The sequence below is a fragment of the Lelliottia jeotgali genome, assembly GCF_977070485.1.
The window spans coordinates 334,619-355,947 of sequence record NZ_CDRVFO010000005.1 but is presented as its reverse complement, the minus strand read 5'-3'; the positions used below and the strand labels follow the sequence as shown (position 1 = coordinate 355,947).

19 protein-coding genes are annotated in these 21,329 nt (G+C 60.9%); 10 read left to right on the top strand and 9 right to left on the bottom strand.

What is annotated here, in order from left to right; translation table 11 throughout:
* Nucleotides 1–62 precede the first annotated feature (62 nt).
* Entirely contained in the window at nt 63–515 is a 453-nt protein-coding gene (gene soxR / locus ACW4TB_RS10355; RefSeq protein WP_254466135.1) for a redox-sensitive transcriptional activator SoxR, read from the top strand.
* Between the two features lie 67 nt (nt 516–582).
* The gene (locus ACW4TB_RS10350; protein ID WP_012315277.1) at nt 583–1,131 is read left to right on the top strand and encodes a cysteine hydrolase family protein; all 549 of its coding nucleotides are present in this window, start codon (nt 583–585) and stop codon (nt 1,129–1,131) included.
* Between the two features lie 4 nt (nt 1,132–1,135).
* Here the strand turns inward: ACW4TB_RS10350 and ACW4TB_RS10345 are convergent, their stop codons facing one another.
* Nucleotides 1,136–1,699 carry a helix-turn-helix domain-containing protein gene (locus ACW4TB_RS10345; RefSeq protein ID WP_254466137.1) on the bottom strand — a complete coding sequence of 188 codons (564 nt, stop codon included), beginning with the start codon at nt 1,697–1,699 and terminating at the stop codon, nt 1,136–1,138.
* Between the two features lie 83 nt (nt 1,700–1,782).
* On the opposite strand from ACW4TB_RS10345, the gene ACW4TB_RS10340 reads away from it, so the two are divergent.
* From ACW4TB_RS10340 to ACW4TB_RS10310, 7 genes are all read left to right on the top strand, one after another.
* Nucleotides 1,783–2,727 (top strand): DMT family transporter, encoded by a 945-nt coding sequence (locus ACW4TB_RS10340; RefSeq protein WP_279932716.1) that lies wholly within the window; start codon nt 1,783–1,785, stop codon nt 2,725–2,727.
* A 149-nt stretch (nt 2,728–2,876) separates the two neighbouring features.
* Nucleotides 2,877–5,792 (top strand): monovalent cation/H+ antiporter subunit A, encoded by a 2,916-nt coding sequence (locus ACW4TB_RS10335; protein WP_012315280.1) that lies wholly within the window; start codon nt 2,877–2,879, stop codon nt 5,790–5,792.
* A complete protein-coding gene (locus tag ACW4TB_RS10330) occupies nt 5,792–6,136 on the top strand; it encodes a Na+/H+ antiporter subunit C (RefSeq protein WP_012315281.1) in 345 nt (114 codons plus the stop codon). The genes ACW4TB_RS10335 and ACW4TB_RS10330 overlap by 1 nt, the downstream gene beginning before the upstream one ends.
* Nucleotides 6,133–7,812 (top strand): monovalent cation/H+ antiporter subunit D, encoded by a 1,680-nt coding sequence (locus ACW4TB_RS10325; protein ID WP_254466139.1) that lies wholly within the window; start codon nt 6,133–6,135, stop codon nt 7,810–7,812. Before ACW4TB_RS10330 ends, ACW4TB_RS10325 begins: the two co-directional genes overlap by 4 nt.
* On the top strand, nt 7,809–8,297 hold the full coding sequence (locus ACW4TB_RS10320) for a Na+/H+ antiporter subunit E (protein ID WP_254466140.1): 489 nt from the start codon (nt 7,809–7,811) through the stop codon (nt 8,295–8,297). The genes ACW4TB_RS10325 and ACW4TB_RS10320 overlap by 4 nt, the downstream gene beginning before the upstream one ends.
* Nucleotides 8,294–8,572 carry a K+/H+ antiporter subunit F gene (locus tag ACW4TB_RS10315; protein WP_012315284.1) on the top strand — a complete coding sequence of 93 codons (279 nt, stop codon included), beginning with the start codon at nt 8,294–8,296 and terminating at the stop codon, nt 8,570–8,572. Before ACW4TB_RS10320 ends, ACW4TB_RS10315 begins: the two co-directional genes overlap by 4 nt.
* Nucleotides 8,569–8,934, top strand: a complete 366-nt coding sequence (locus tag ACW4TB_RS10310) for a Na+/H+ antiporter subunit G (protein WP_012315285.1) — start codon at nt 8,569–8,571, stop codon at nt 8,932–8,934. The genes ACW4TB_RS10315 and ACW4TB_RS10310 overlap by 4 nt, the downstream gene beginning before the upstream one ends.
* Nucleotides 8,935–8,946: 12 nt before the next feature.
* On the opposite strand, the gene ACW4TB_RS10305 is transcribed toward ACW4TB_RS10310, so the two are convergent.
* The 3 genes from ACW4TB_RS10305 to ACW4TB_RS10295 form a co-directional block, all read right to left on the bottom strand.
* Nucleotides 8,947–9,159, bottom strand: coding sequence for a hypothetical protein (locus ACW4TB_RS10305; RefSeq protein ID WP_012315286.1), 213 nt, complete (start codon nt 9,157–9,159; stop codon nt 8,947–8,949).
* Entirely contained in the window at nt 9,156–9,626 is a 471-nt protein-coding gene (locus ACW4TB_RS10300; RefSeq protein ID WP_039602828.1) for a hypothetical protein, read from the bottom strand. The genes ACW4TB_RS10305 and ACW4TB_RS10300 overlap by 4 nt, the downstream gene beginning before the upstream one ends.
* Before the next feature lie 877 nt (nt 9,627–10,503).
* Nucleotides 10,504–10,908 (bottom strand): TraR/DksA family transcriptional regulator, encoded by a 405-nt coding sequence (locus tag ACW4TB_RS10295; RefSeq protein WP_012315289.1) that lies wholly within the window; start codon nt 10,906–10,908, stop codon nt 10,504–10,506.
* 293 nt (nt 10,909–11,201) lie between these two features.
* On the opposite strand from ACW4TB_RS10295, the gene ACW4TB_RS10290 reads away from it, so the two are divergent.
* On the top strand, nt 11,202–15,734 hold the full coding sequence (locus ACW4TB_RS10290; protein WP_279932709.1) for a DUF6543 domain-containing protein: 4,533 nt from the start codon (nt 11,202–11,204) through the stop codon (nt 15,732–15,734).
* 36 nt (nt 15,735–15,770) lie between these two features.
* On the opposite strand, the gene ACW4TB_RS10285 is transcribed toward ACW4TB_RS10290, so the two are convergent.
* From ACW4TB_RS10285 to ACW4TB_RS10265, 5 genes are read right to left on the bottom strand one after another with little or no spacing between them, the layout of a single operon-like run.
* Nucleotides 15,771–16,544 (bottom strand): enoyl-CoA hydratase, encoded by a 774-nt coding sequence (locus ACW4TB_RS10285; protein WP_012315291.1) that lies wholly within the window; start codon nt 16,542–16,544, stop codon nt 15,771–15,773.
* 13 nt (nt 16,545–16,557) lie between these two features.
* Entirely contained in the window at nt 16,558–17,685 is a 1,128-nt protein-coding gene (locus tag ACW4TB_RS10280) for an acyl-CoA dehydrogenase (RefSeq protein ID WP_279932707.1), read from the bottom strand.
* An 8-nt stretch (nt 17,686–17,693) separates the two neighbouring features.
* The gene (locus ACW4TB_RS10275) at nt 17,694–18,887 is read right to left on the bottom strand and encodes an acetyl-CoA C-acyltransferase (RefSeq protein ID WP_279932705.1); all 1,194 of its coding nucleotides are present in this window, start codon (nt 18,885–18,887) and stop codon (nt 17,694–17,696) included.
* Between the two features lie 11 nt (nt 18,888–18,898).
* Nucleotides 18,899–19,666 (bottom strand): SDR family NAD(P)-dependent oxidoreductase, encoded by a 768-nt coding sequence (locus ACW4TB_RS10270; RefSeq protein ID WP_279932703.1) that lies wholly within the window; start codon nt 19,664–19,666, stop codon nt 18,899–18,901.
* Nucleotides 19,667–19,679: 13 nt separating this feature from the next.
* Complete coding sequence (locus tag ACW4TB_RS10265; protein WP_279932701.1) at nt 19,680–21,323, bottom strand: AMP-binding protein; 1,644 nt, start codon at nt 21,321–21,323, stop codon at nt 19,680–19,682.
* Nucleotides 21,324–21,329: the final 6 nt, after the last annotated feature.

Sequence of the window (21,329 nt, the reverse complement as noted above, 5' to 3'; positions counted from 1 at the left end):
TTGCAGCGCGATGATCGGCAGGGTAAAACCTCCAGTTAACTCAAGGTCAAGAGCTTTTTCGCATGCACAGACATACGCCGACCACCCACGAAAAGCTGCTCAGCGTCGGCCAACTGGCCGCGCGCAGCGGTGTGGCGGTAACCGCTCTGCACTTCTATGAAACCAAAGGCCTGATCCAGAGTTCCCGCAACGCCGGCAACCAGCGCCGTTACCCACGGGCGATGCTGCGCCGCGTGGCGGTGATCAAGATGGCTCAGCGCTTGGGCATCCCGCTGGCCAACATCGCTAGGGCCTTGGCGACGCTACCAAGTGATCACATTCCTACCGCCGAGGACTGGCGACGATTGTCCGAAGGCTGGCGCGAAGACCTCGATCGACGCATCGACGAAATGATCCTGTTGCGCGATCAACTTAACGGCTGCATTGGCTGCGGCTGCATGTCGCTGAAGGATTGCCCGCTTCGCAATCGCCAGGATCACCTCGCCAGCGAGGGGCCCGGGCCGCATCTGCCCTGAACTACGCATTCATCCCGCGCACCGCCTATAACTAATGCCACCCGATGCTACTGACCCAGGAGGCAGCATGAGCAAGCAGGCGCTGATCATCATCGACATCCAGAACGACTATTTCCCCGGAGGCAAGTGGCCCTTGGAAGGCGCCAACCCCGCGGCCGACAATGCGGCAAAGCTGCTGGCCGCGGCACGCCAGCGAGGCGACCTTGTGGTGCATGTGCGGCATGAGTTCGAAAGCGAAGACGCGCCGTTCTTCACTCCCGACACCCAAGGCGCTGCGATTCACCCAAAAGTCCAGCCGCTGGATGACGAGCCCGTCGTGCTCAAGCACAAGGTGAATGCATTTCTTGATACCGATCTAAAGCGCAAGCTTGATGACCAAGGTGTAAAAACACTCACCATAGTCGGCAGCATGAGCCACATGTGCGTCGATGCCGCCACGCGAGCAGCAGCTGACTTTGGCTACGAAGTCACGGTGGCGCACGATGCCTGCGCCACCCTGCCTCTTGAGTTCAATGGCAAGCAAATACCGGCGGCCCAGGTGCACGATTCGGTGATGGCTGCACTCGCTTTTGCGTACGCCAAAGTGGTGAAGACCGATGACCTTCTGAAAAACTGACCGTTCAAATTACTACGTTGCGTACGAAACGCGTCGGCACCGCACCATCGTTGCGGTAGGCATAGAGGCAGTTACTGGCAAACACATGAAACTGACCGACGTGCAGGCAGTACTCGGTCTGCTCGATGATCAGCGTCAGTTGCCCTTCAGCCACATAGATCTGCTCGCTCCAGCCCTCGGCATCGGCTTCACTGGTGTAGCTCTCACCCGGCGCCAGGGTCCACTCCCAAATCTCCACCTCTCGCCGAGCGGCGCTGCTGGCCAGCAGCACCGCCTTGCTCTGGGGATGCTCACCGGCCCAGGCCAGTTCGTCGATACGGCTGGTATCACGCTGGTCGGGCGCCTGGATCAGCCGGCTGAAGGCAACCCCCAACGCTTCGGCTATCAGGTCGAGCGTAGTCAGGCTGACGTTCTTCTCACCGGCCTCGATCGCCACCAGCATGCGCCGGCTGACACCAGAACGCTCGGCCAAAGCACTCTGGCTCATCCCCACTGCATTGCGCAGGGCGCGAACGTTGAAGCTCACATGCTGCAGCACCGAAGCACGGTGCGCGGAATCTTTGTGCACTATATTGCTCACTTCTAAATGTTGCGCAGTATACTGCCCACTTTGCGGCGATTGTGCGCTGCCACTTCCGAGTAAGCAAGACCATGACCCAACCGATCAACCGCCAGCAGACCAACGTATCCTTGCGCCTGAGCAAGGCCGAAGTGGTACTGGTGTTCATCACCATGCTGTGGGGCGGCACCTTCCTGCTGGTGCACAACGTCATGACCGTGAGTGGCCCGATGTTCTTCGTCGGGCTGAGGTTTGCCGCTGCCGCCTTGTTCGTGGGCCTGGTGTCGATACGCGCGCTGCCTGGGCTGACATTCACCGAAATGAAGGCCGGCGTGCTGATCGGTGCGACTATCATGCTAGGCTATGGTCTGCAAACCATGGGGCTGCAAACCATCAGCAGCAGCCAGTCGGCCTTTATCACTGCACTGTATGTGCCCTTCGTACCGCTGTTGCAGTGGCTGGTGCTTGGCCGTCGTCCAGGGCTGATGCCAAGCCTGGGTATTTGCCTGGCGTTCCTCGGCCTGATGCTGCTCGCCGGCCCCGAGGGCGGCACCCTGCGTTTCAGCGAAGGCGAAGTCGTGACCTTGGTGAGCGCCGTGGCCATCGCCGCCGAGATCATTCTGATCAGCCGGTATGCCGGACAGGTCGATGTGCGCCGCGTCACCGTTGTGCAACTGGCCACCGCCTCGCTGCTGTCGTTCCTGATGATCGTACCGACTCAGGAGCACCTCCCCGACTTCTCCTGGCTATTGTTGCTCAGTGCACTAGGTTTGGGTGCCATGAGCGCAGTGATCCAGGTAGCGATGAACTGGGCGCAGAAATCGGTATCGCCAACCCGCGCCACGCTCATCTACGCCGGCGAGCCGGTGTGGGCGGGCATCGTCGGCCGCATCGCCGGCGAGCGTCTGCCCGGTGTGGCGCTTATAGGCGGCCTATTGATCGTCATCGCCGTGGTGGTCAGCGAACTTAAAGTTCGACGACTACGCAATGAAAGCGAAGAGCTCAAGGTAGAGGGCGAACGCGAAGGCGGGCTGTAAAGCAGTGAACAACAGCTATGCTCGTAAAAAACTGTTATAAAAAAACGGCTTGTCACACCCTGTTTGTATGATTCTGCGACAGCTTGCGTGTTGGTGATCACCTGCGCGGCACGTATGATCCTTGGCAAACCTTTCCAGAATAGAACGCTATGTCCTTGATAGTGCTACTGCTTCTGCCGTTCTTGGGCAGTTGCCTGGCAGCTGTGCTGCCGCACAACGCACGTAACGCCGAGTCGATCCTGGCTGGGCTCGTGGCCCTGGTCGGCACCGTCCAGGTAGCACTGCTGTACCCCCAGGTTGCCCACGGCGGTGTAATCCGCGAGGAGTTCCTCTGGCTGCCCAGCCTGGGCCTGAACCTGGTACTGCGCATGGACGGCTTCGCCTGGCTATTCTCGCTGCTGGTACTGGGCATAGGCACCCTGGTGTCGCTGTACGCGCGCTACTACATGTCGCCACAGGACCCGGTACCACGCTTCTTTGCCTTCTTTCTGGCGTTCATGGGCGCCATGCTCGGCCTGGTGATTTCGGGCAACCTGATACAGCTGGTGTTTTTCTGGGAGCTGACCAGCCTGTTCTCGTTCCTGCTGATCGGCTACTGGCACCACCGCGCCGACGCCCGACGCGGGGCCTACATGGCGTTGATGGTTACCGGCGCCGGCGGCCTGTGCCTGTTGGTCGGCGCATTATTGCTCGGCCATGTGGTGGGCAGCTATGACCTGGATAAAGTGCTGGCTGCCGGCGAGACCATTCGCCAGCACGCGCTGTATCCAGTGCTGCTGCCCCTGATCCTGGTCGGAGCATTGAGCAAGAGCGCGCAGTTCCCCTTCCAGTTCTGGCTCCCTCATGCCATGGCAGCACCAACTCCGGTTTCGGCTTATCTTCACTCGGCAACCATGGTGAAGGCCGGGGTGTTTTTACTCGCACGGTTGTGGCCGGTGCTTTCGGGCAGCGAGGAGTGGTTCTGGATCGTCGGTGGCGCGGGGGCCATAACCCTGCTGCTGGGCGCCTTCGCAGCGATGTTCCAGAATGATCTCAAGGGCCTGCTGGCTTACTCGACCATCAGCCACCTGGGCCTGATCACGCTTCTATTGGGTTTGAACAGCCCGCTCGCCGCAGTGGCGGCCGTGTTTCACATACTCAACCATGCCACTTTCAAGGCCTCGCTGTTCATGGCCGCCGGCATCATCGACCACGAAAGCGGCACCCGCGACATCCGCCGCCTCAGCGGGCTTATCCGTCTGGTGCCCTACACCGCGACCCTGGCGATGGTGGCCAGCGCCTCGATGGCCGGCGTGCCATTGATGAACGGCTTCCTGTCCAAGGAAATGTTCTTCGCCGAAACCGTGTTCATCAGCTCCACCGCCTGGGTCGAGGCGGCACTGCCTGTGATAGCTACCCTGGCCGGCACGTTCAGCGTTGCCTACGCCTTGCGCTTCACCGTTGACGTGTTCTTTGGCCCAGCCGCCGAAGACCTGCCTCACACACCTCACGAACCTCCACGCTGGATGCGCGCGCCAGTCGAACTGCTGGTTCTCACCTGCCTGGTGGTGGGTATTTTCCCTGCCCAGTCGGTCGGCCCGTTGCTGGCCGCTGCAGCCCTTCCAGTGGTGGGTGGTACTCTGCCGGAGTACAGCCTGGCCATCTGGCACGGCTGGAATGCCCCGCTGATCATGAGCCTAGTGGCCATGAGCGGCGGCATCGTGCTTTACCTGCTGCTGCGCAACCAGTTGCGCCGAGGGCGCTTCCCGTATCCACCCCTGCTTGAGCATTTCAATGGCAAGCGCCTGTTCGAGCATGGCCAGGTGCATCTGATGTTACTGGCACGGCGCATCGAGGGGCTGTTGACCACTCGCCGTCTGCAGGCGCAACTGTTCATGCTGGTGCTTGCCGCCTTCCTCGCGGGGCTCACACCAATGCTGTACAGCGGCCTGAGCTGGGGCGAGCGCCCTAAAATCCCGGGCTCAGGTGTGTTCGTCGCCCTTTGGTTGATCGCTATCGCCTGCGCCATTGGCGCCGCCTACCAAGCCAAGTATCACCGTTTGGCCGCCTTGATCATGGTTGGCGTCTGCGGCCTCATGACCTGCATCACCTTCGTATGGTTCTCCGCACCTGACCTGGCGCTGACCCAACTGGTCGTCGAGGTTGTCACGACGGTACTGATCCTGCTCGGCCTGCGCTGGCTGCCGCGGCGTATCGAAGGTGTCTCGCCGCTGCCCGGGAGCCTCGACCGCGCCCGCATGCGGCGCCTGCGCGACCTGCTGCTGGCAATCCTGGTCGGCGGTGGCATGGCGCTGCTGTCCTACGCCATGCTGACACGACCAACGCCGAACGATATTTCCTCGTTCTATCTCAGCCGAGCCTTGCCACAAGGTGGCGGTACCAACGTGGTCAACGTAATGCTGGTTGACTTCCGTGGCTTCGACACCCTGGGCGAGATCACCGTGCTGGCGGCCGTCGCCCTGACCGTGTTCGCCCTGCTGCGCCGCTTCCGCCCACCCAAGGAGAGCATGCAGCTGCCAGCTCAGCAGCGCCAGCTTGCACCCGACGTGGTCACCGACCTGATCAACCCGCGCCATGCCACCGACACAGCGCTGGGCTTCATGATGGTGCCTGCGGTGCTGGTACGGCTGCTGCTGCCGATCGCCCTGCTGATCTCGATGTACCTGTTCATGCGGGGCCACAACCAGCCTGGCGGCGGCTTTGTCGCAGGCCTGGTGATGTCGGTGGCATTCATCCTCCAGTACATGGTCGCAGGTACCCAATGGGTCGAAGCCCAGATGAGCCTGCGCCCACTGCGCTGGATGGGCACCGGGCTACTGTGCGCAACACTGACCGGGGTTGGCGCCATGCTGCTGGGCTACCCTTTCCTGACCACGCATACCGCCCACCTGCACCTGCCATTGCTCGGCGATGTGCACGTGGCCAGCGCGCTGTTCTTCGACGTCGGCGTGTACACCGTAGTGGTCGGCTCGACCCTGCTGATCCTCACTGCCCTGGCACACCAGTCGGTGCGAGCCTACCGCCCGGGTAATCCTTCGAAACCCAGCCAAGCAGGAGCCGCCTGATGGAAGAAGTCATTGCAGTCGCCATCGGCGTACTGGCCGCATCGGGCGTGTGGCTTATCCTGCGCCCACGAACCTATCAGGTAATCATGGGCCTGTGCCTGCTGTCCTATGGCGTCAACCTCTTCATCTTCAGTATGGGCAGCCTGTTCATTGGCAAGGAGCCGATCATCAAGGAAGGCGTGACACAGGACCTGCTGCACTACACCGACCCGCTGCCCCAGGCGTTGGTTCTGACGGCCATCGTCATCAGCTTTGCCATGACCGCCCTGTTTCTGGTGGTGCTGCTGGCATCTCGCGGCCTGACCGGCACCGACCACGTGGATGGCCGGGAGCGTGATGAATGAGTGAAATGAGTCAACTGATCATCGCCCCCATCCTGCTGCCGTTGCTGACCGCAGCAGTGATGCTGATACTGGGCGAGAAGCACCGCCTGCTCAAGGCGCGTCTCAACCTGCTGTCGACCTTCAGCGGGCTGGTCATCGCCATCAGCTTGTTGTTGTGGGTGCGCGTCCAGGGGCAAGCGGAATCGATTGGTGTTTACCTGCCGGGCAACTGGCCCGCACCTTTCGGCATTGTGCTGGTGGTTGATCACCTGTCGGCGCTGCTGCTGACTTTGACCGGGGTCATCGGCATCAGCGCCCTGCTGTTCGCTCGCGCCCGCTGGGACAGCGCCGGCGCCAGCTTCCACGCACTGTTCCAGATCCAGTTGATGGGCCTGTATGGCGCCTTCCTGACTGCCGACCTGTTCAACCTGTTCGTGTTTTTCGAAGTCCTGCTAGCGGCCTCTTATGGGCTGCTTCTGCATGGCTCGGGACGAGCGCGGGTGCGGGCCGGCCTGCATTACATCGCCATCAACCTATTCGCTTCTTCGCTGTTTCTGATTGGCGCCGCGATGCTTTACGGCGTGACCGGCACCCTCAACATGGCCGACCTCGCGCTCAAAGTACCGTTAGTGCCCGAAGCCGACCGTGGTTTGCTGCACGCAGGCGCGGCAATTCTGGCCATAGCCTTCTTGGCAAAGGCCGGCATCTGGCCGCTGAATTTCTGGCTGGTACCGGCCTATGCCTCGGCCAGCGCACCCGTAGCCGCATTGTTCGCCATCATGACCAAGGTCGGCCTGTACGCAGTGTTGCGGCTCTGGTCCCTGTTGTTCTCGGGCCAGGCCGGTGCATCCGCGCATTTCGGCGGGCAGTGGCTGATCTATGGGGGGTTGGTCACCCTTGCCATCGCAGCCGTGTCGATACTTGCCGCACAACGACTGGAGCGCATAGCAGCGCTGAGCATACTTGTTTCGGCAGGCACTCTGCTTGGCGCGATCGGCTTTGCCCAGCCCGTCCTGACGGGTGCAGCATTGTTCTATCTGGTCAATTCAACCCTGGCACTGTGTGCACTGTTCCTGCTCGCCGAGCTGGTGGAACGCTCCCGCTCGGCCAACGAGCCACCACTGGAGGACGAAGAAGGCAGCATGCCTTCGCCACTCGAGTCGTTGCATCCACCCAAAGGTATCAACCTGGACGATGAGCAGAAGGCAGTGATCGGCCAGATCATTCCCTGGACCATGGCGTTTCTGGGCCTGAGTTTCATTGCCTGTGCATTGCTGATCATCGGCATGCCACCGCTTTCCGGCTTCGTCGGTAAACTCAATTTGATCAGTGCGCTGTTCAACCCACTAGGGTTGGGTGTGCCGGCCGAGCGACCGCTATCTGCGGCCGCCTGGGCGCTGGTAGTACTGCTCGTCCTGTCTGGCATGGCTTCGCTGATCGCTTTCGGCCGCGTGGGCATCCAGCGCTTCTGGAAGCCTGAAGAGCGGCCCTCCCCCGCGCTGCGACACTACGAATGCCTGTCGATCGTCATTTTGCTGGGCCTTTGCATCATGCTCAGCTTCCGAGCCGAGCCGCTGCTACGTTACACCCAGGACACTGCTGCCAGCCTGCAGACCCCTGACACCTACATCAGGGCCGTAATGGCCGCGCAGCCGATCCCTGGCCCGACCACGCTCGACGCACAGGTGCAGCCATGAGCCGATTTTTCCCCGCACCGCTGCTGTCTGTCGCACTCTTCGTACTGTGGTTGCTGCTGAACCTCTCCGTAAGCCCGGGCAATCTGCTCCTCGCAGCCGCGCTTGGTATTCTGGCGCCGCTGCTGATGGCACCACTGCGCCCCCAGCACGCCCATGTGCGCAGGCCGCTGACAGTTGCAAAACTGCTGGGCCGGGTAGGTATCGACGTCATCCAGTCCAACCTGCAAGTAGCCCTCAGCGTGTTGCGCACCGGGCAACACCCGCCTCGCTCGGCCTTTGTCCATATCCCCCTGGACCTGCGCGACGCCCACGGCCTGGCAGCACTGTCGATGATCACCACCGTAGTACCCGGAACCGTTTGGTCAGAACTGGCCCTGGACCGTAGCGTCCTGTTGCTGCACGTGTTCGACCTCAAGGATGAAAACGCCTTCATCGAGCACTTCAAACACACCTACGAACGACCGCTGATGGAGATTTTCCAATGACAGGCCTGCTAGCCTATGCGGTGCTCGCCAGCTTGTTCATCTTCGCCCTGGCCATGGGCCTGACGCTGATTCGGTTGTTTCGCGGCCCTTCCGCCCAGGACCGGGTACTGGCACTGGACTACCTGTACATCCTGGCCATGCTCATGATGCTGGTATTGGGGATCCGCTATGCCAGCGATACCTACTTTGAAGGCGCACTATTGATTGCACTGTTCGGCTTTGTCGGCTCGTTTGCCCTGGCCAAGTTCTTGCTGCGTGGTGAGGTAATAGAATGACCGATGTTCTTGAACTACCACTCTGGCTGGAGCTTGTTACCGCTGCCCTGCTGCTGCTCGGCAGCCTGTTTGCATTGATCGGGGCAATTGGCCTGCTGCGCCTCAAGGATTATTTCCAGCGCATGCACCCGCCAGCCCTGGCCTCGACCATCGGGACCTGGTGCGTTGCCTTAGCTTCGATCATCTATTTTTCATGGCTCAAGCAAGGCCCGGTACTGCACGCTTGGTTGATCCCTGTTCTACTGTCGATCACCGTACCGGTCACTACCCTGCTACTGGCCAGGGCGGCACTGTTTCGCAAACGCATGTCCGGGGAAGCTGTACCCGAAGAAGTCAGTAGCGGCCAAGAGGGGGGCAATTGATGTGCAGCATGCTCATTCTTGGGTGATACGCTGCAACTCTCGCCGCACCATGGCGACGTAGGGAGGCGGGCTTAACTGATAGAGCTGGGCCGCCACCCAGGTCAACCAGGCCGCCTGCATTTCATCGCGCCGCGCCAGCAAACGTTCTGCTTGTGCCACGGCCATGGCCCGATATTGTCGATGGAACGCGGCACGGCTGCCATCCGCCACCTGCCCCTCGTTCATTCACTCGCCTTGAAAGTGGTCAACTCGCCCTTACGCCATTTTGCGACCTTACCGGTCACGGCCTTGAGCAGCTTGCCCAGGCCCTCTTGGACTTGCTGTTGAGCCGCGAACACTAGCATTACGCCTTGGCCTTCACGGAACACGATACCTTCACCCTCCGGCACCGAGACAAAGGCATAGTCCCCTACGCCGTAGACGTTCAGTTTGATCTCACGAAAGCGCATTTCCAACTTGCCGCCTTCACGACTGGGCAATACGGCAGCACGAAAGTGGTCCCCTACCTTCAATTCCAAACGCTGCTTGTCATCGACCACCAACGCGCTCTCGGTGTCGATTTCGGCCATATACAGGCCTTCGGGGTTCTGCTCGGTGACATAAACGAAACGGCCTTGAAACAGCTTGGCCAACTTACCGCGCAAATCGCCAAGGGCGAACAAAGCGTGGGTATCCAGAGTACTGACTGCCAATGAAGTAATCCTCAAATCGGTAACATCCGCCCCCACTCACCATCGGTGAGGCACGGCCCTTTCATTTCGATAGGCGAAAAGAGTAATGAAGCGATGTGCATTACGTCTGTGCCTTCTGGCTATACAGCATGGAGGAAACTTTACTCCTGCTTGCCAGACTTCGCCCGAAGGACGGGTTTAGGCACAATCCCCAACCGGGAAGCGTAATGTCTTACAACTATTCCGTCAGAAAAGATGCGATAGATAACGCCAGGCCCTTCGGCAGAACGGGCTCTGCAATCCATCAGCGCATTACTGGGAAAGAAATATGCACGAAAACACAGAAACACGTCGAGAGGCAAAGCGCATTTATTCTCGCTCCATACCTCGTTACGTCGTTATCCCTGCCGGCATCGAGTTCTTCCACGTCACTGAAAGCGCTACCGGTAGAGTAAAGGGGTTTCGACGTCGCCACCATGATGCCTGCGAGCTGGCCCGTAGCCTCGAAAACTGAACGACAGTCAGGCGGCTCGGCCTTTCTCCAGCTGTTTCAGCCAGGCCGCCTGACACTGCAGCGCCTCATCACGTGTCGCAAACGCAGGGCCCCGCCGTTCGCCGTTTATCAGCACCACCCAACATACTCGACGCCCCAGCGCCTGCAAGGCAGCGGACACACCTGAACCAATCATCACGGCTACATCGACTCGGCTATTCATCATTCCCTCCGGAATTTACTTAGCAACCTAACGATGCAGCCATGATACGCCCGCCAACCTGCCGAAAAAAGCCAACATTGGTATAGCAGTATTGCGCCAGCAGTAACGAATTAGCCCGTAGGAGCCAGCAAACGCAAAAAGCCCCAAGGATCGCTCCGTGGGGCCTGGCACACAACGCTCGGTCAGATCTGGCGCTGGTGGCGATCGAGCTGCTCGTGGCGCTCCTGGGCTTCGATGCAGTACTTGGTGGTCGGGCTGATCAGCAGGCGCTGCAGGCCGATCGGTTCACCGCTGTCGTCGCACCAGCCAAAGCTTTCGTCAGCGATACGGCCCAAGGCCATTTCCAGCTGCGGAAGCAGGCGCTGGTCGCGCTCGATGGCATTTACCAACCAGTGACGCTCTTCTTCGACCGAGGCCACGTCGGCAGGATCCGACGGGGTATCCAGGCTTTCGATGGTGGCACGGCTCAGCTCGATGCGTTCATGGGTTTCTACTTTCATCGCCTGCAACAGGCCAGTGAAGAAGGCCAGTTGATCAGCGTTCATGTAGTCATCGGCCGACATGGCCAGCAACTGTTCCTTGGTCATCGATTTCTCTATGAAAAAATGTGCATTTGGGCGATTCGGGTGTCGCCAACGCCTGGGCATTGGCAACAGAATTCTTCAAGCGCCAATCGGCACTCTTTTGCAGGGGGCGGCAGTCTAAGGCCCCACGTCGCAAGGGGCAACACCAATCACCGGGTAATTGACCGAAATGACGTGGTTTGCGCCTGACGGCAGCAACTTACGCTTCAGGCGTTGCCACTGGCATTACATCTTTAAAGCCAGGGCAGATCACTGGAGCGGTTTCATGGGGCCTCTTCCCCAGCCAGGCTCCAGCCATGACATCATCTATCAGACTCCCGCGTGCCACCACTGCGTCTTGTTCCGTTGCCAAGAGGTTCGCCAGCCGCCCCACCCTGTTCGAAATTGCGGCACAGCTTTTGGTCGAGCACTGGCCAGATTATGGGCTCGATACCAATCTCGACCCCCTGTCCCTGCAACTCGCCAGCTTCGGCCCGATCATGGGTGATGCCTATGTGCGCCCGCTTTATCTGGTCTTGGTGGAGCGATATTGCCTGCAGCGTACACTGAACCTGACCGCTGATCAGGATGTGCCTTGTCGCAATCATGCCATAGACCCCGACAACCCCGTTCCGGTTGACCTGCATGTACTTGAAACGCTGGTAAACGATTGCGGGCCGATGCTGCTGCACGCCTATCGCACAGCGATGGTCAACTTCTGGTGCGAGGCCGACAGCCAAGGTGAGACGCCATGGATGTGGTTTGCCAACCACCTGCAGGCGCTGCTACGCAGCGCCGCCGAGCAAGCACACAACGATGGCAAGCTGGCGGCTGCCGCAGCCACGCTGAAGGCATTGTCTGACGACCAGGCCAAACCGGATGACCTGCTAGCCCTGACCAGCAGCCATGGAGTTTCCATACACACTCTGGCCTGCAATTATTCCGCTGACTGGCAACTCGATCCTTACCTTGCCAGTGCGCTACTCATCGAACGGCCCGAATCACCAGGCCAGCCGCCCTTCACCTTATTGTTCACGCCAATAGGCCGATTGCTGTCATTTGCGTCGCGCCAACAGCTGCAGGACAGCATTGCCAGGCACTGGCCATCCGTCATTACCATGTCGCCAACCAACGTGCGCCTGGGCACTCTCGAGCAGCAGCCATTCCAGGCCCAAGCGGCCAACTTGCTGCAGCAACAACTGGAATGCCTGGAGCTGGCCACCTTGTCATTCAAGGGCACAAGCAGCGCCCAACAACTCGCCGACGCACTGGATCGGCTAACTTCCATGACGCATCTGTGCGACATGAACGACTTGGCCAGCCAGGAAGCACTGGTCGATCAGTTGCCAGACTGGATACGTGCGGGCAAGCCCCAAGCCCTGATCGTCTATAGCTCGATGCTTACGGACGTCGCCCGCAGCATCTCAGAGAGCGAAGGGCAAACCTGGCTTGACGGTGTGCCTAGCGCGCATGACTTTGCCTGCGAACGCCTCACCGAACTGATCCTGCGTGACCACCCCGAATCCATGCTGGACCCGGCGGCCGTGCGGGTGATCAATTATCAAACCGTCGAAACAGCGCTACCACTGCCGGGCGAAGTCATCAATGGGGGGACCTTAAAACCGGTCACCTTCAGCTTGGCCCAACTGGCAATCGCCAATCTGGGGCTGCTCAAACCCGGCCGCGTAGTGGTGGAAAGCGTCGATGGTCAAGCGATCCCCGCTTGGCTGGACACGCCGGCGCTGCGTGCACTCGTCACCGAAGCCGATATTGGGTCGACATACCCTGCGCGGTTACGCGCGTTGCTGCTCAATGATGCGCAGGCACGCGCGCACCGCGAGGACCTGTTCGCCAAGCAGCTGATTACGCAATTGCCAACAAAGGTGATGGGCGGATTTCTCGAGCATGGTCGGCCAGCGCCAGCGGCAATTGTGGCCATAGAGCAGGTGCTTGCCCCCTTGCCCAATGAGCACAGCAGTTGGGTCATGCGCCCTCTAGGCCTGCTGCGGACAATGGACGCGACTGCCGATCATCCGCTCAATACCTGGCTGATCGAGGACGACTCCTTCAAAAACGCCCAGTGCCTGCTTTACCGCCCCCTGCACCGCGAACCGGTGGTCGAGTATGCAGACCGCATGGCGCTGCTGGTGGCGCTCTCAGAGCCTGGCGATTTACAAAACGACGTGCTCCAGCGCCTGGCCCCGGAAGACCGCCGCATCTATGCCCATGGTGGCTTCAAGGAGCCGCACCTGTTTTACCCGCTGGAGGATGACTGGGCGGTGCCACTGGTCAGGCCTGCGCCCATCACCTTGTCGCGCGAAGCCGCCGTGCTCAGCCCTGCACGGGCCATCTACGAAGCATGTGTGCTGGAAACGTTGAGCAATTTCAAGTCGCAATCGGCAAGCAGCGCCGAAACCCGCTGGCAGCGCTGGGAAGAGCTGGGCTGGTTATTGCTCAATACCGTATTGCCCTTTGTAGAAGGCCCTCTGGCGGAAGCCGCCTGGTTAGTGCAGATGGAAACCACATTCGCCCGCTTGGTCGATGCCGAGGGCCAGGGCAGTAAAGGTGACCGCACAGGCGCCTGGATCGAACTGCTGGTCAATGTCGCATTCCTGATCTTCAACCATGCCATGAGACGACAGGAGCAGGAGCATCCGTTGCATGCAGTCCTTCCTCCCGGAGAGCTGAACGAGCCAATACCGGCACCGATTGTGTTGACCACCCCAACTCAGGCCCAGCTCGAATTCAGATGGGCCCAACCAACACTCAGGCTCGACAGCAGCCAGGCCAAAGCGCTTGCCGAGCTGCAGGCAGATGTGTCAACGATAGCGCTCGGCCCACCCATCCCTACGGGGCCGATGCGCGGTTTGTATTTGCAGGCTGATCACTTACTGGTACTGCTCGAGGGCAAGCTGTTCAAGGCACAGTTGGACCCAACTCTGGATCAGATGCGAATTATCGGCAGCGGAAACGACAAATCCCCAGGCCCTTTGCTCAGGCGTGATGAGGCAGGCCGTTGGCAGCTCGACCTGCGCCTTCGACTGCGCGGTGGCATGCCACCCTCCAAGCGGATAGCCAGTCTGCAAGCGCAACGCAAGCACAATACCCGGGAGAAGATCGACCGGGTGGTAAACGATTCAAAAAGCATCACTGAGCAGCTGCCGTACATGAAAAAGCTGCGCGAGCTGGCCAGCCGGTCAGACGACCCGCGCATATTACGTAACTGCCTCGAAAAGCTGCAGACGTTCGAGACGTTCGTTGCCGAGCATATCCAGCGCCTGCAAGAACTCAATGAACTGACGCCGGTGACCGACTACAAGGTCAAACGCGCGGGGACGCTCTACCAGCACCTCAATTGCCAATTGCAGATCCGTGAGCTGTTGATGCGCCTGTACAAACCCGAACGTGCCCGCTTGCTGGACATGATCGAGCAAGAAGCCGAATCGACGCCCGCGGATCAGGTGGTTCTCGCTGCAAGGTTGGCCAACTTGACGTCACTGATCGATAGCCTGTTCGACAACGCCACTGCCTTCGACCAGGGGCTTGAGAACCTGCGCCAGCTGGCAAGCCCTTCGCTGCACGGCACCCTGAAGATGGTGCAGGGGCTTCAAGAGCAGCGAGGCCGTTGGTCACCTTTGCACTGGCGCTTCATGCGCCTCGAAAACTGTGTCAACCGCATCACGCTCGAACCGCTGGGCGACGCCGGAACCTTCTGGCTCGAGCGTACGAGGGACAGCATCGAACTGGCCATAGGGCAACGGGTTCAGCTGAGCAAACGGGTCAATGCCAGCGACGAGGCCAAGCACCGCTTGCTGGAAAACATCATGCAGCATCTGGAGACCGCTAAACGACGGGCCGGCATTCTGCAAAGCCAGTTCGACGAGGTCGCAGTACCCTCGGCGTTTACACAACTGCGAAGCGATATCGGTGACATGACTGCAGATGTGCTCAGCCAACTCGCCGAATACGCCGACTGGCCCCAATCCACCTCCGTGAAGCAACTCAGCCAGCAATTGCCCGGCCTGATCGAAACCCGTGACGATGGACTGCTGCTGGGCCAGCCGCGGGCGGACGATGACAACATCGTCGACATTCCTGGCAGTGAGCAAGGGTCAGTTACACGCAGCTACAAGTGTGACAATGAGCAGTGGGTACCGGTACACGCTGCACAGAATAAAACTCACGCGCGTCCTCCAGCCAAACTAAAGGCGCTACTCAGCGAAAGCGAAAGGCGCCTGTCCAGCGCACGAAGCAGCCTGGTCCTGATGCAAGGCGCCAAGGCCAACACCTATCTGCCAGTTGAAATCGAGGAGATACTGCTGCTGCACCGCGATGGCCTTGACCACCACCGAGCAGCCATCGAACTGCGCTTGACCCGTGACAACCAGACTGACGAGAGCATCCACGATGCCGATGCGGCACTGAGCATCAAGGCGATCGAAGACCTGTCGGCAACGCTGACCAAGCAGGCGGTCGAGCAGAGAACGCGGGTAGCATTGCTGCAAAAGCCTCGAATGAGCGAACTGGGCTTTCTGCTGGAGCATAAGCAGGTGCAGGTTCGTATGACCGGCCCACGGCGGCAACTGGCCAAGCTAGCGGGCCGGGCCGATGACTACCTCGAGGAATACGCCATCAGCCGTGATGGCGAAGATCTCTGGTATGCACATTTCCACTATTCGGACGGGGATGCCGAACAGACCACCTATACCGCCGGCCACCTGAAAACGGCTGAGCAGCGCCATGCACGTGGCCGTGTCGTCAAAGATGCTGGCGGGCATGAGACCGAAGTGCATCGCAGCCCGATCGACCTGGCAGCGGCGAAGCGGTACTTCTTCGACCACCAGGCCTGATCACCGGCAGGGGCAGGTCGCTGCCCCTGCCGCAGGTCAGCAGTCCTTGAATTGAGCCTCGCGCTTGGCAATGAAGGCGGCCATCCCCTCCTTCTGGTCTTCAGTGGCAAATGCCGCATGAAACACACGACGCTCGAAACGCACACCTTCGCTCAGCGTGACTTCAAAGGCCCGGTTGACGCTCTCCTTGACCATCATGCTCACCGGGATCGACTTACCAGCAATGGTCGCAGCCACCTTCAATGCCTCCTCGACCAGTTCGGCCTGTGGCACCACGCGCGCAACGAGGCCTGCACGCTCCGCCTCCTCAGCCCCCATCAGACGCCCCGTCAGGCACAGCTCCATGGCTTTGGCCTTGCCCACGGCCCGGGTCAGGCGCTGGGTACCGCCCATGCCTGGCAGTACGCCCAGGTTGATTTCCGGCTGTCCGAACTTTGCATTGTCGGCCGCCAGAATGAAGTCGCACATCATCGCCAGCTCACAACCACCGCCCAAGGCAAAACCCGATACCGCAGCGATGATCGGCTTGCGGCGATTGGCAATGCGGTCGGCATCACTGAACAGGTCATCGACGTAGATCTGCGGGTATTTGAGCTCAGCCATTTCCTTGATATCGGCACCGGCGGCAAAGGCTTTGGCCGAACCGGTCAGCACTACGCAGCCGATATTCGGGTCACGCTCGAGCTGGTCCAGGGCCTGATTGATCTCACTGACGATCTGTGCGTTGAGCGCATTGAGCGCCTGGGGCCGGTTCAGGGTAATCAGGCCGACCTTGTCGTGAATATCCAACAGGATGGTTTCGAATGCCATGCAGACTGCTCCTTCAAAGATTGCGCGCAATGACCATGCGCTGAATGTCGCTGGTGCCTTCGTAGATCTGGCAAACCCGCACGTCGCGGTAAATCCGCTCCAGCGGAAAGTCACTCAGATAGCCATAACCGCCTAATGTCTGCAAGGCATCCGAACAGACCTTTTCGGCCATTTCCGAGGCAAACAGCTTGGCCATCGACGCTTCCACCAGCGCAGGGCGCCCGGCATCGCGCAGTGCTGCGGCGTGCAGCACCATCTGCCGAGCCACGGCGATTTTGGTGGCCATGTCCGCCAAGCGGAACGCTACCGCCTGGTGCTCGATCAAGGGTTTACCGAAGCTGCAACGCTCCTTGGCGTAATCACGGGCAACTTCAAACGCAGCACGGGCCATGCCCACCGACTGCGAAGCAATGCCAATGCGCCCACCCTCAAGATTGGCCAGGGCGATCTTGTAACCCTGCCCCTCATCGCCCAGGCGGTTGGCCACTGGAACGCGCACATTGTCGAAAACGATCTGGCAGGTGTCGGATGCGTGCTGGCCGAGCTTGTCTTCGACTCGCGCCACTTGGTAACCCGGCAAGTCGGTGGGCACGATGAAGGCGCTGATACCACGCTTGCCTGCCTCCGGATCGGTGACAGCGAAAACAATCACCACACCGGCGTTCTGCCCGGAGGTAATGAACTGTTTGCTGCCGTTGAGCACATAGTAGTCGCCATCCAGCCGTGCACGGGTTTTCAGGCTGCTGGCATCGGAACCGGCCTGGGGTTCGGTGAGAGCGAATGCACCGATCATCGACCCGCTGGCCAGCGGTGCAAGGTACTGCTGCTTTTGCAGTTCGCTGCCAAACTTGAGGATGGGCACGCACCCTACCGAATTGTGCACACTCATGATGGTCGAGCAGGCGCCATCGCCAGCAGCGATTTCTTCCAGGGCCATGGCATAGGCCACATAGCCGGTGTCACTGCCACCATACTGCTCGGGCACCAGCATGCCGAACAGGCCGAGTTCGGCCATCTCCTGGATGGCTTCCCGGGGGAAGCGGTGTTCCTTGTCCCATTGTTCGGCAAAAGGCTTGAGGCGTTCCTGGGCAAAAGCCCGGACCGCATCGACGATCTGTTGTTGCTCGTCAGTTACCAGCATGGTTCACCTCAATACAGACATTCGACAGCCATGGCCGTGGCCTCGCCACCGCCGATGCAGATGGCCGCAACGCCGCGGCGTAGGTTGTTCTGGCGAAGGGCCGACAGCAAGGTCACCAGGATGCGTGCGCCGGAAGCGCCGATCGGGTGACCAAGGGCGCAGGCGCCGCCGTGGATGTTGACCTTATCGTGCGGCAGGTCAAGGTGTTTCATGGCCGCCAGCGTGACCACGGCGAAGGCCTCGTTGATCTCGAACAGGTCGACGTCGGCCAGGTTCCAGCCGGTGCGTTTCATCAACCTGTCGATGGCCCCGATCGGCGCGGTCGGGAAAAGCGCCGGGGTATCTGCGAAGGCCGCGTGGCCATGGATGACTGCCAGGGCCTTGAGGCCGCGCTTGTCGGCTTCGGAGCGGCGCATCAGGACCAGCGCCGCAGCACCGTCGGAAATCGAACTGGCGTTGGCTGCGGTCACCGTACCACCTTCACGGAAGGCAGGCTTGAGCTGCGGGATCTTGTCCAGGCGCGCCTTGGGCGGCTGCTCGTCGTCCGTGATGACGCGCTTTTCCTTGCCCTCGGTGACTTCCACCGGCACGATCTCGGCGGTAAAGCGGCCGCTGCTGATCGCGTCCTGGGCACGGGTAAGCGAGGCGATGGCGAACTGGTCCTGGGCTTCGCGGGTGAAGCCGTTGGCCTGGGCGCAGTCTTCGGCGAAGGTGCCCATCAGGCGGCCTTTGTCATAGGCGTCTTCCAGGCCGTCCATGAACATGTGGTCGATGATCCTGCCGTGGCCCATGCGGTAGCCGCCACGGGCTTTGTCCAGCAGATACGGGGCGTTGGTCATGCTTTCCATGCCGCCCGCCACCGCCACGTCTGCGGTGCCCGCCAGCAGCAGGTCATGGGCCATGATCGCGGCCTGCATGCCCGAGCCGCACATTTTGTTAAGGGTGGTGCAGGTGGTGTGCTTGTCCAGCCCGGCACCCAGTGCAGCCTGTCGTGCCGGCGCCTGGCCCAGCCCGGCCGGCAGTACGCAGCCGAACAGCACTTGCTCGACACTGGCGGGATCGATGCCGGCACGTTCCACGGCACCACGAATGGCCGCGCTGCCCAGCTGTGGCGCGGTCAGGCTTTTCAGATCGCCCTGCAGGCCGCCCATGGGCGTGCGCACGGCGCTGACGATAACGATAGGATCATTGGCGAGGGTCATGTTCGCTTTCCTTATTTGGCAGCCATGCGCAGTGCGCCGTCGAGGCGGATCACCTCGCCGTTGAGCATGCTGTTCTCGATGATGTGACGGGCCAGCGCCGCGTATTCCTGCGGGCGGCCCAGGCGCGGCGGGAACGGCACACCGGCAGCCAGCGAAGTACGTACCTCTTCGGTCATGCCGGCCATCATCGGGGTTTCGAAAATACCCGGGGCGATGGTCATCACACGAATGCCGTAACGCGCCAGCTCGCGGGCAACCGGCAATGTCAGGCTGGCGATGGCGCCCTTGGAGGCGGCGTAGGCAGCCTGGCCTATCTGACCGTCATAGGCGGCGATCGAGGCGGTATTGACGATCACCCCGCGCTCGCCGCTTTCGTCGGCAACGCCTTCAGCCATCGCAGCAGCAGCCAGGCGCAGCAGGTTGAAGCTACCGACCAGGTTGACGTTGATGACCTTGGCGAAACTGGCCAGGCCGTGTGGCCCTTGTTTGCCCAGCACTTTTTCGGCACCGACGATGCCCGCACAATTGACCAGCCCGTGCAGGCTGCCAAAAGCCGTTACAGCGGCATCGACGGCGGCCTGGGCCGCTTGCTCGTCGCTGATGTCGGCGATCGCAAAGCGGGCGTTGTCACCCAGCTCGCGGGCCTTGGCCTCGACAGCCTGGGCATTGAGGTCAACCAGCATGACCTTGGCGCCGGCCTCGACCAGCATCTGCGCAGTGGCAGCACCCAGCCCTGAAGCTGCGCCGCTGACGATAAAGTGTTTGTTGGCGATGTGCATGATCGGGTTCCTTTCAGGCGCGGGCAGGAGTGGCCTGTTGCGCTTGTTGTTTGGCAACTTCCTGATTGCGCAGGATGAAGCGTTGCAGCTTGCCGCTCGGGGTCTTGGGCAGCTCGCTGACGAATTCGATTTCCCTGGGATAGGCGTGGGCATACAACCGCTGGCGAACGTGCTGGCGCAGGGTCTCTTCCAGCTCGGCACTACCGTGAACACCGCTAGCCAGCACCACAAAGGCCTTGATCAGTTCGGTGCGCTCAGGGTCCGGCTTGCCAATCACTGCGGCTTCGATCACAGCCGGGTGCTCGATCAGTGCGCTTTCCACATCGAACGGACCAACGCGGTAGCCAGAGGTGGTGATCACGTCGTCGCTGCGGCCGACGAAGCTGATGCTGCCGTCGGTGTTCAACTCGACGGTATCGCCGCTCAGGTAATACTTGCCGACGAAGGCCTTGGTGGGCAGGCCGTGATAGCCACCGAACCAGCAAAGCGGCGACTGCTCCCGATCCACTGCCAGAATGCCAGGCTGCCCTGCGGGCAATTCGGCGCCCTGCTCGTCCAGCACCACGATGCGGTGGCCAGGGATGGCAAAACCGGCCGAACCCGCCCGCACGGGATGCTCAAGGCCGTGGTGGTTGCACAACACCATGCCCAGCTCGGTCTGCCCGTAGTGGTCATGGATGGTCACGCCCAACTCATCGGCGAACCAGCGGATCACCTCGGGGTTGAGCGGTTCACCGGCACTGCTGACGACCCGCAGGCGGCCCTGGACCGGCGTTGAGAACGCCTTGCCAGCGGCGATCAGCAAGCGATATGCGGTGGGCGAACCTGCCAGGTTGGTGATGCCCAGCTTGTCGATCACCCGCGCGCAGCTTTCGACACTGAACGGGCCATCGTAGAAGGTGGTGGCGTGACCCAGCGACAACGGCCCGGTGACCGCGTAGTAAAGGCCATAGGCCCACCCTGGGTCGGCCAGGTTCCAAAAGTTGTCTTGTGGCTGCAGGCCAATGGCATCGCGCATATAGCCCTGGAACGCGACGATCGCGCGTAGCGGCACTTCCAAGGGTTTGGCAGGGCCAGTGGTGCCCGAGGTGAACATCAGCAGGAAGGGATCGTTGCCCGAGCGCATCACTGGCTCGCAATCGGCAGAGGCGGCATCGAGCAGGCGCTGGAAGTCCAGTTCACCCTCGTCAGCGCCGACGATGATCGGCACGGGGCACACGGCCAGATCGTCCAGCTTGGCGCGGTTGCCACGGTCGGTGACCACTACCTTGGCATGCGACTGCTCCAGGCGGTGCTCGATGGCTTTGGGGCCAAAGGCAGTGAACAACGGCTGGTAAACAGCGCCCAGGCGCCAGGTGGCGAGGATGGTCACCAGCAACTCGGGGGTGCGTGGCATCAGCCCTGCTACACGGTCACCGGCCTGCACGCCTTGGGCCCTCAGGACACTGGCAAAGCGGGCCGCCATGGCTTGCATCTGCCCGAATGTGTAGAGCCTGCCATTGCCCTCTCGGTCCTCGTAGACCAGGGCGATACCACCTTGGGCCACATGGCGGTCACAGCATTCGACGCAGGCATTGAGGGCTGCGAGGCTGCCGTGCAGCCCCATTGCGGCCTCGGCATGATTGAATGAAAGGACGGCGTCGCCATACTCGCGCATCGTCAG

Excerpts from the sequence above, each read along its gene's own strand:
- soxR (WP_254466135.1), top strand. The coding sequence starts at position 63 with ATGCACAGACATACGCCGACCACCCACGAAAAGCTGCTCAGCGTCGGC.
- ACW4TB_RS10350 (WP_012315277.1), top strand. The coding sequence starts at position 583 with ATGAGCAAGCAGGCGCTGATCATCATCGACATCCAGAACGACTATTTC.
- ACW4TB_RS10340 (WP_279932716.1), top strand. The coding sequence starts at position 1,783 with ATGACCCAACCGATCAACCGCCAGCAGACCAACGTATCCTTGCGCCTG.
- ACW4TB_RS10335 (WP_012315280.1), top strand. The coding sequence starts at position 2,877 with ATGTCCTTGATAGTGCTACTGCTTCTGCCGTTCTTGGGCAGTTGCCTG.
- ACW4TB_RS10330 (WP_012315281.1), top strand. The coding sequence starts at position 5,792 with ATGGAAGAAGTCATTGCAGTCGCCATCGGCGTACTGGCCGCATCGGGC.
- ACW4TB_RS10325 (WP_254466139.1), top strand. The coding sequence starts at position 6,133 with ATGAGTGAAATGAGTCAACTGATCATCGCCCCCATCCTGCTGCCGTTG.
- ACW4TB_RS10320 (WP_254466140.1), top strand. The coding sequence starts at position 7,809 with ATGAGCCGATTTTTCCCCGCACCGCTGCTGTCTGTCGCACTCTTCGTA.
- ACW4TB_RS10315 (WP_012315284.1), top strand. The coding sequence starts at position 8,294 with ATGACAGGCCTGCTAGCCTATGCGGTGCTCGCCAGCTTGTTCATCTTC.
- ACW4TB_RS10310 (WP_012315285.1), top strand. The coding sequence starts at position 8,569 with ATGACCGATGTTCTTGAACTACCACTCTGGCTGGAGCTTGTTACCGCT.
- ACW4TB_RS10305 (WP_012315286.1), bottom strand. The coding sequence starts at position 9,159 with ATGAACGAGGGGCAGGTGGCGGATGGCAGCCGTGCCGCGTTCCATCGA.
- ACW4TB_RS10295 (WP_012315289.1), bottom strand. The coding sequence starts at position 10,908 with ATGACCAAGGAACAGTTGCTGGCCATGTCGGCCGATGACTACATGAAC.
- ACW4TB_RS10290 (WP_279932709.1), top strand. The coding sequence starts at position 11,202 with ATGACATCATCTATCAGACTCCCGCGTGCCACCACTGCGTCTTGTTCC.
- ACW4TB_RS10285 (WP_012315291.1), bottom strand. The coding sequence starts at position 16,544 with ATGGCATTCGAAACCATCCTGTTGGATATTCACGACAAGGTCGGCCTG.
- ACW4TB_RS10280 (WP_279932707.1), bottom strand. The coding sequence starts at position 17,685 with ATGCTGGTAACTGACGAGCAACAACAGATCGTCGATGCGGTCCGGGCT.
- ACW4TB_RS10275 (WP_279932705.1), bottom strand. The coding sequence starts at position 18,887 with ATGACCCTCGCCAATGATCCTATCGTTATCGTCAGCGCCGTGCGCACG.
- ACW4TB_RS10270 (WP_279932703.1), bottom strand. The coding sequence starts at position 19,666 with ATGCACATCGCCAACAAACACTTTATCGTCAGCGGCGCAGCTTCAGGG.
- ACW4TB_RS10265 (WP_279932701.1), bottom strand. The coding sequence starts at position 21,323 with ATGCGCGAGTATGGCGACGCCGTCCTTTCATTCAATCATGCCGAGGCC.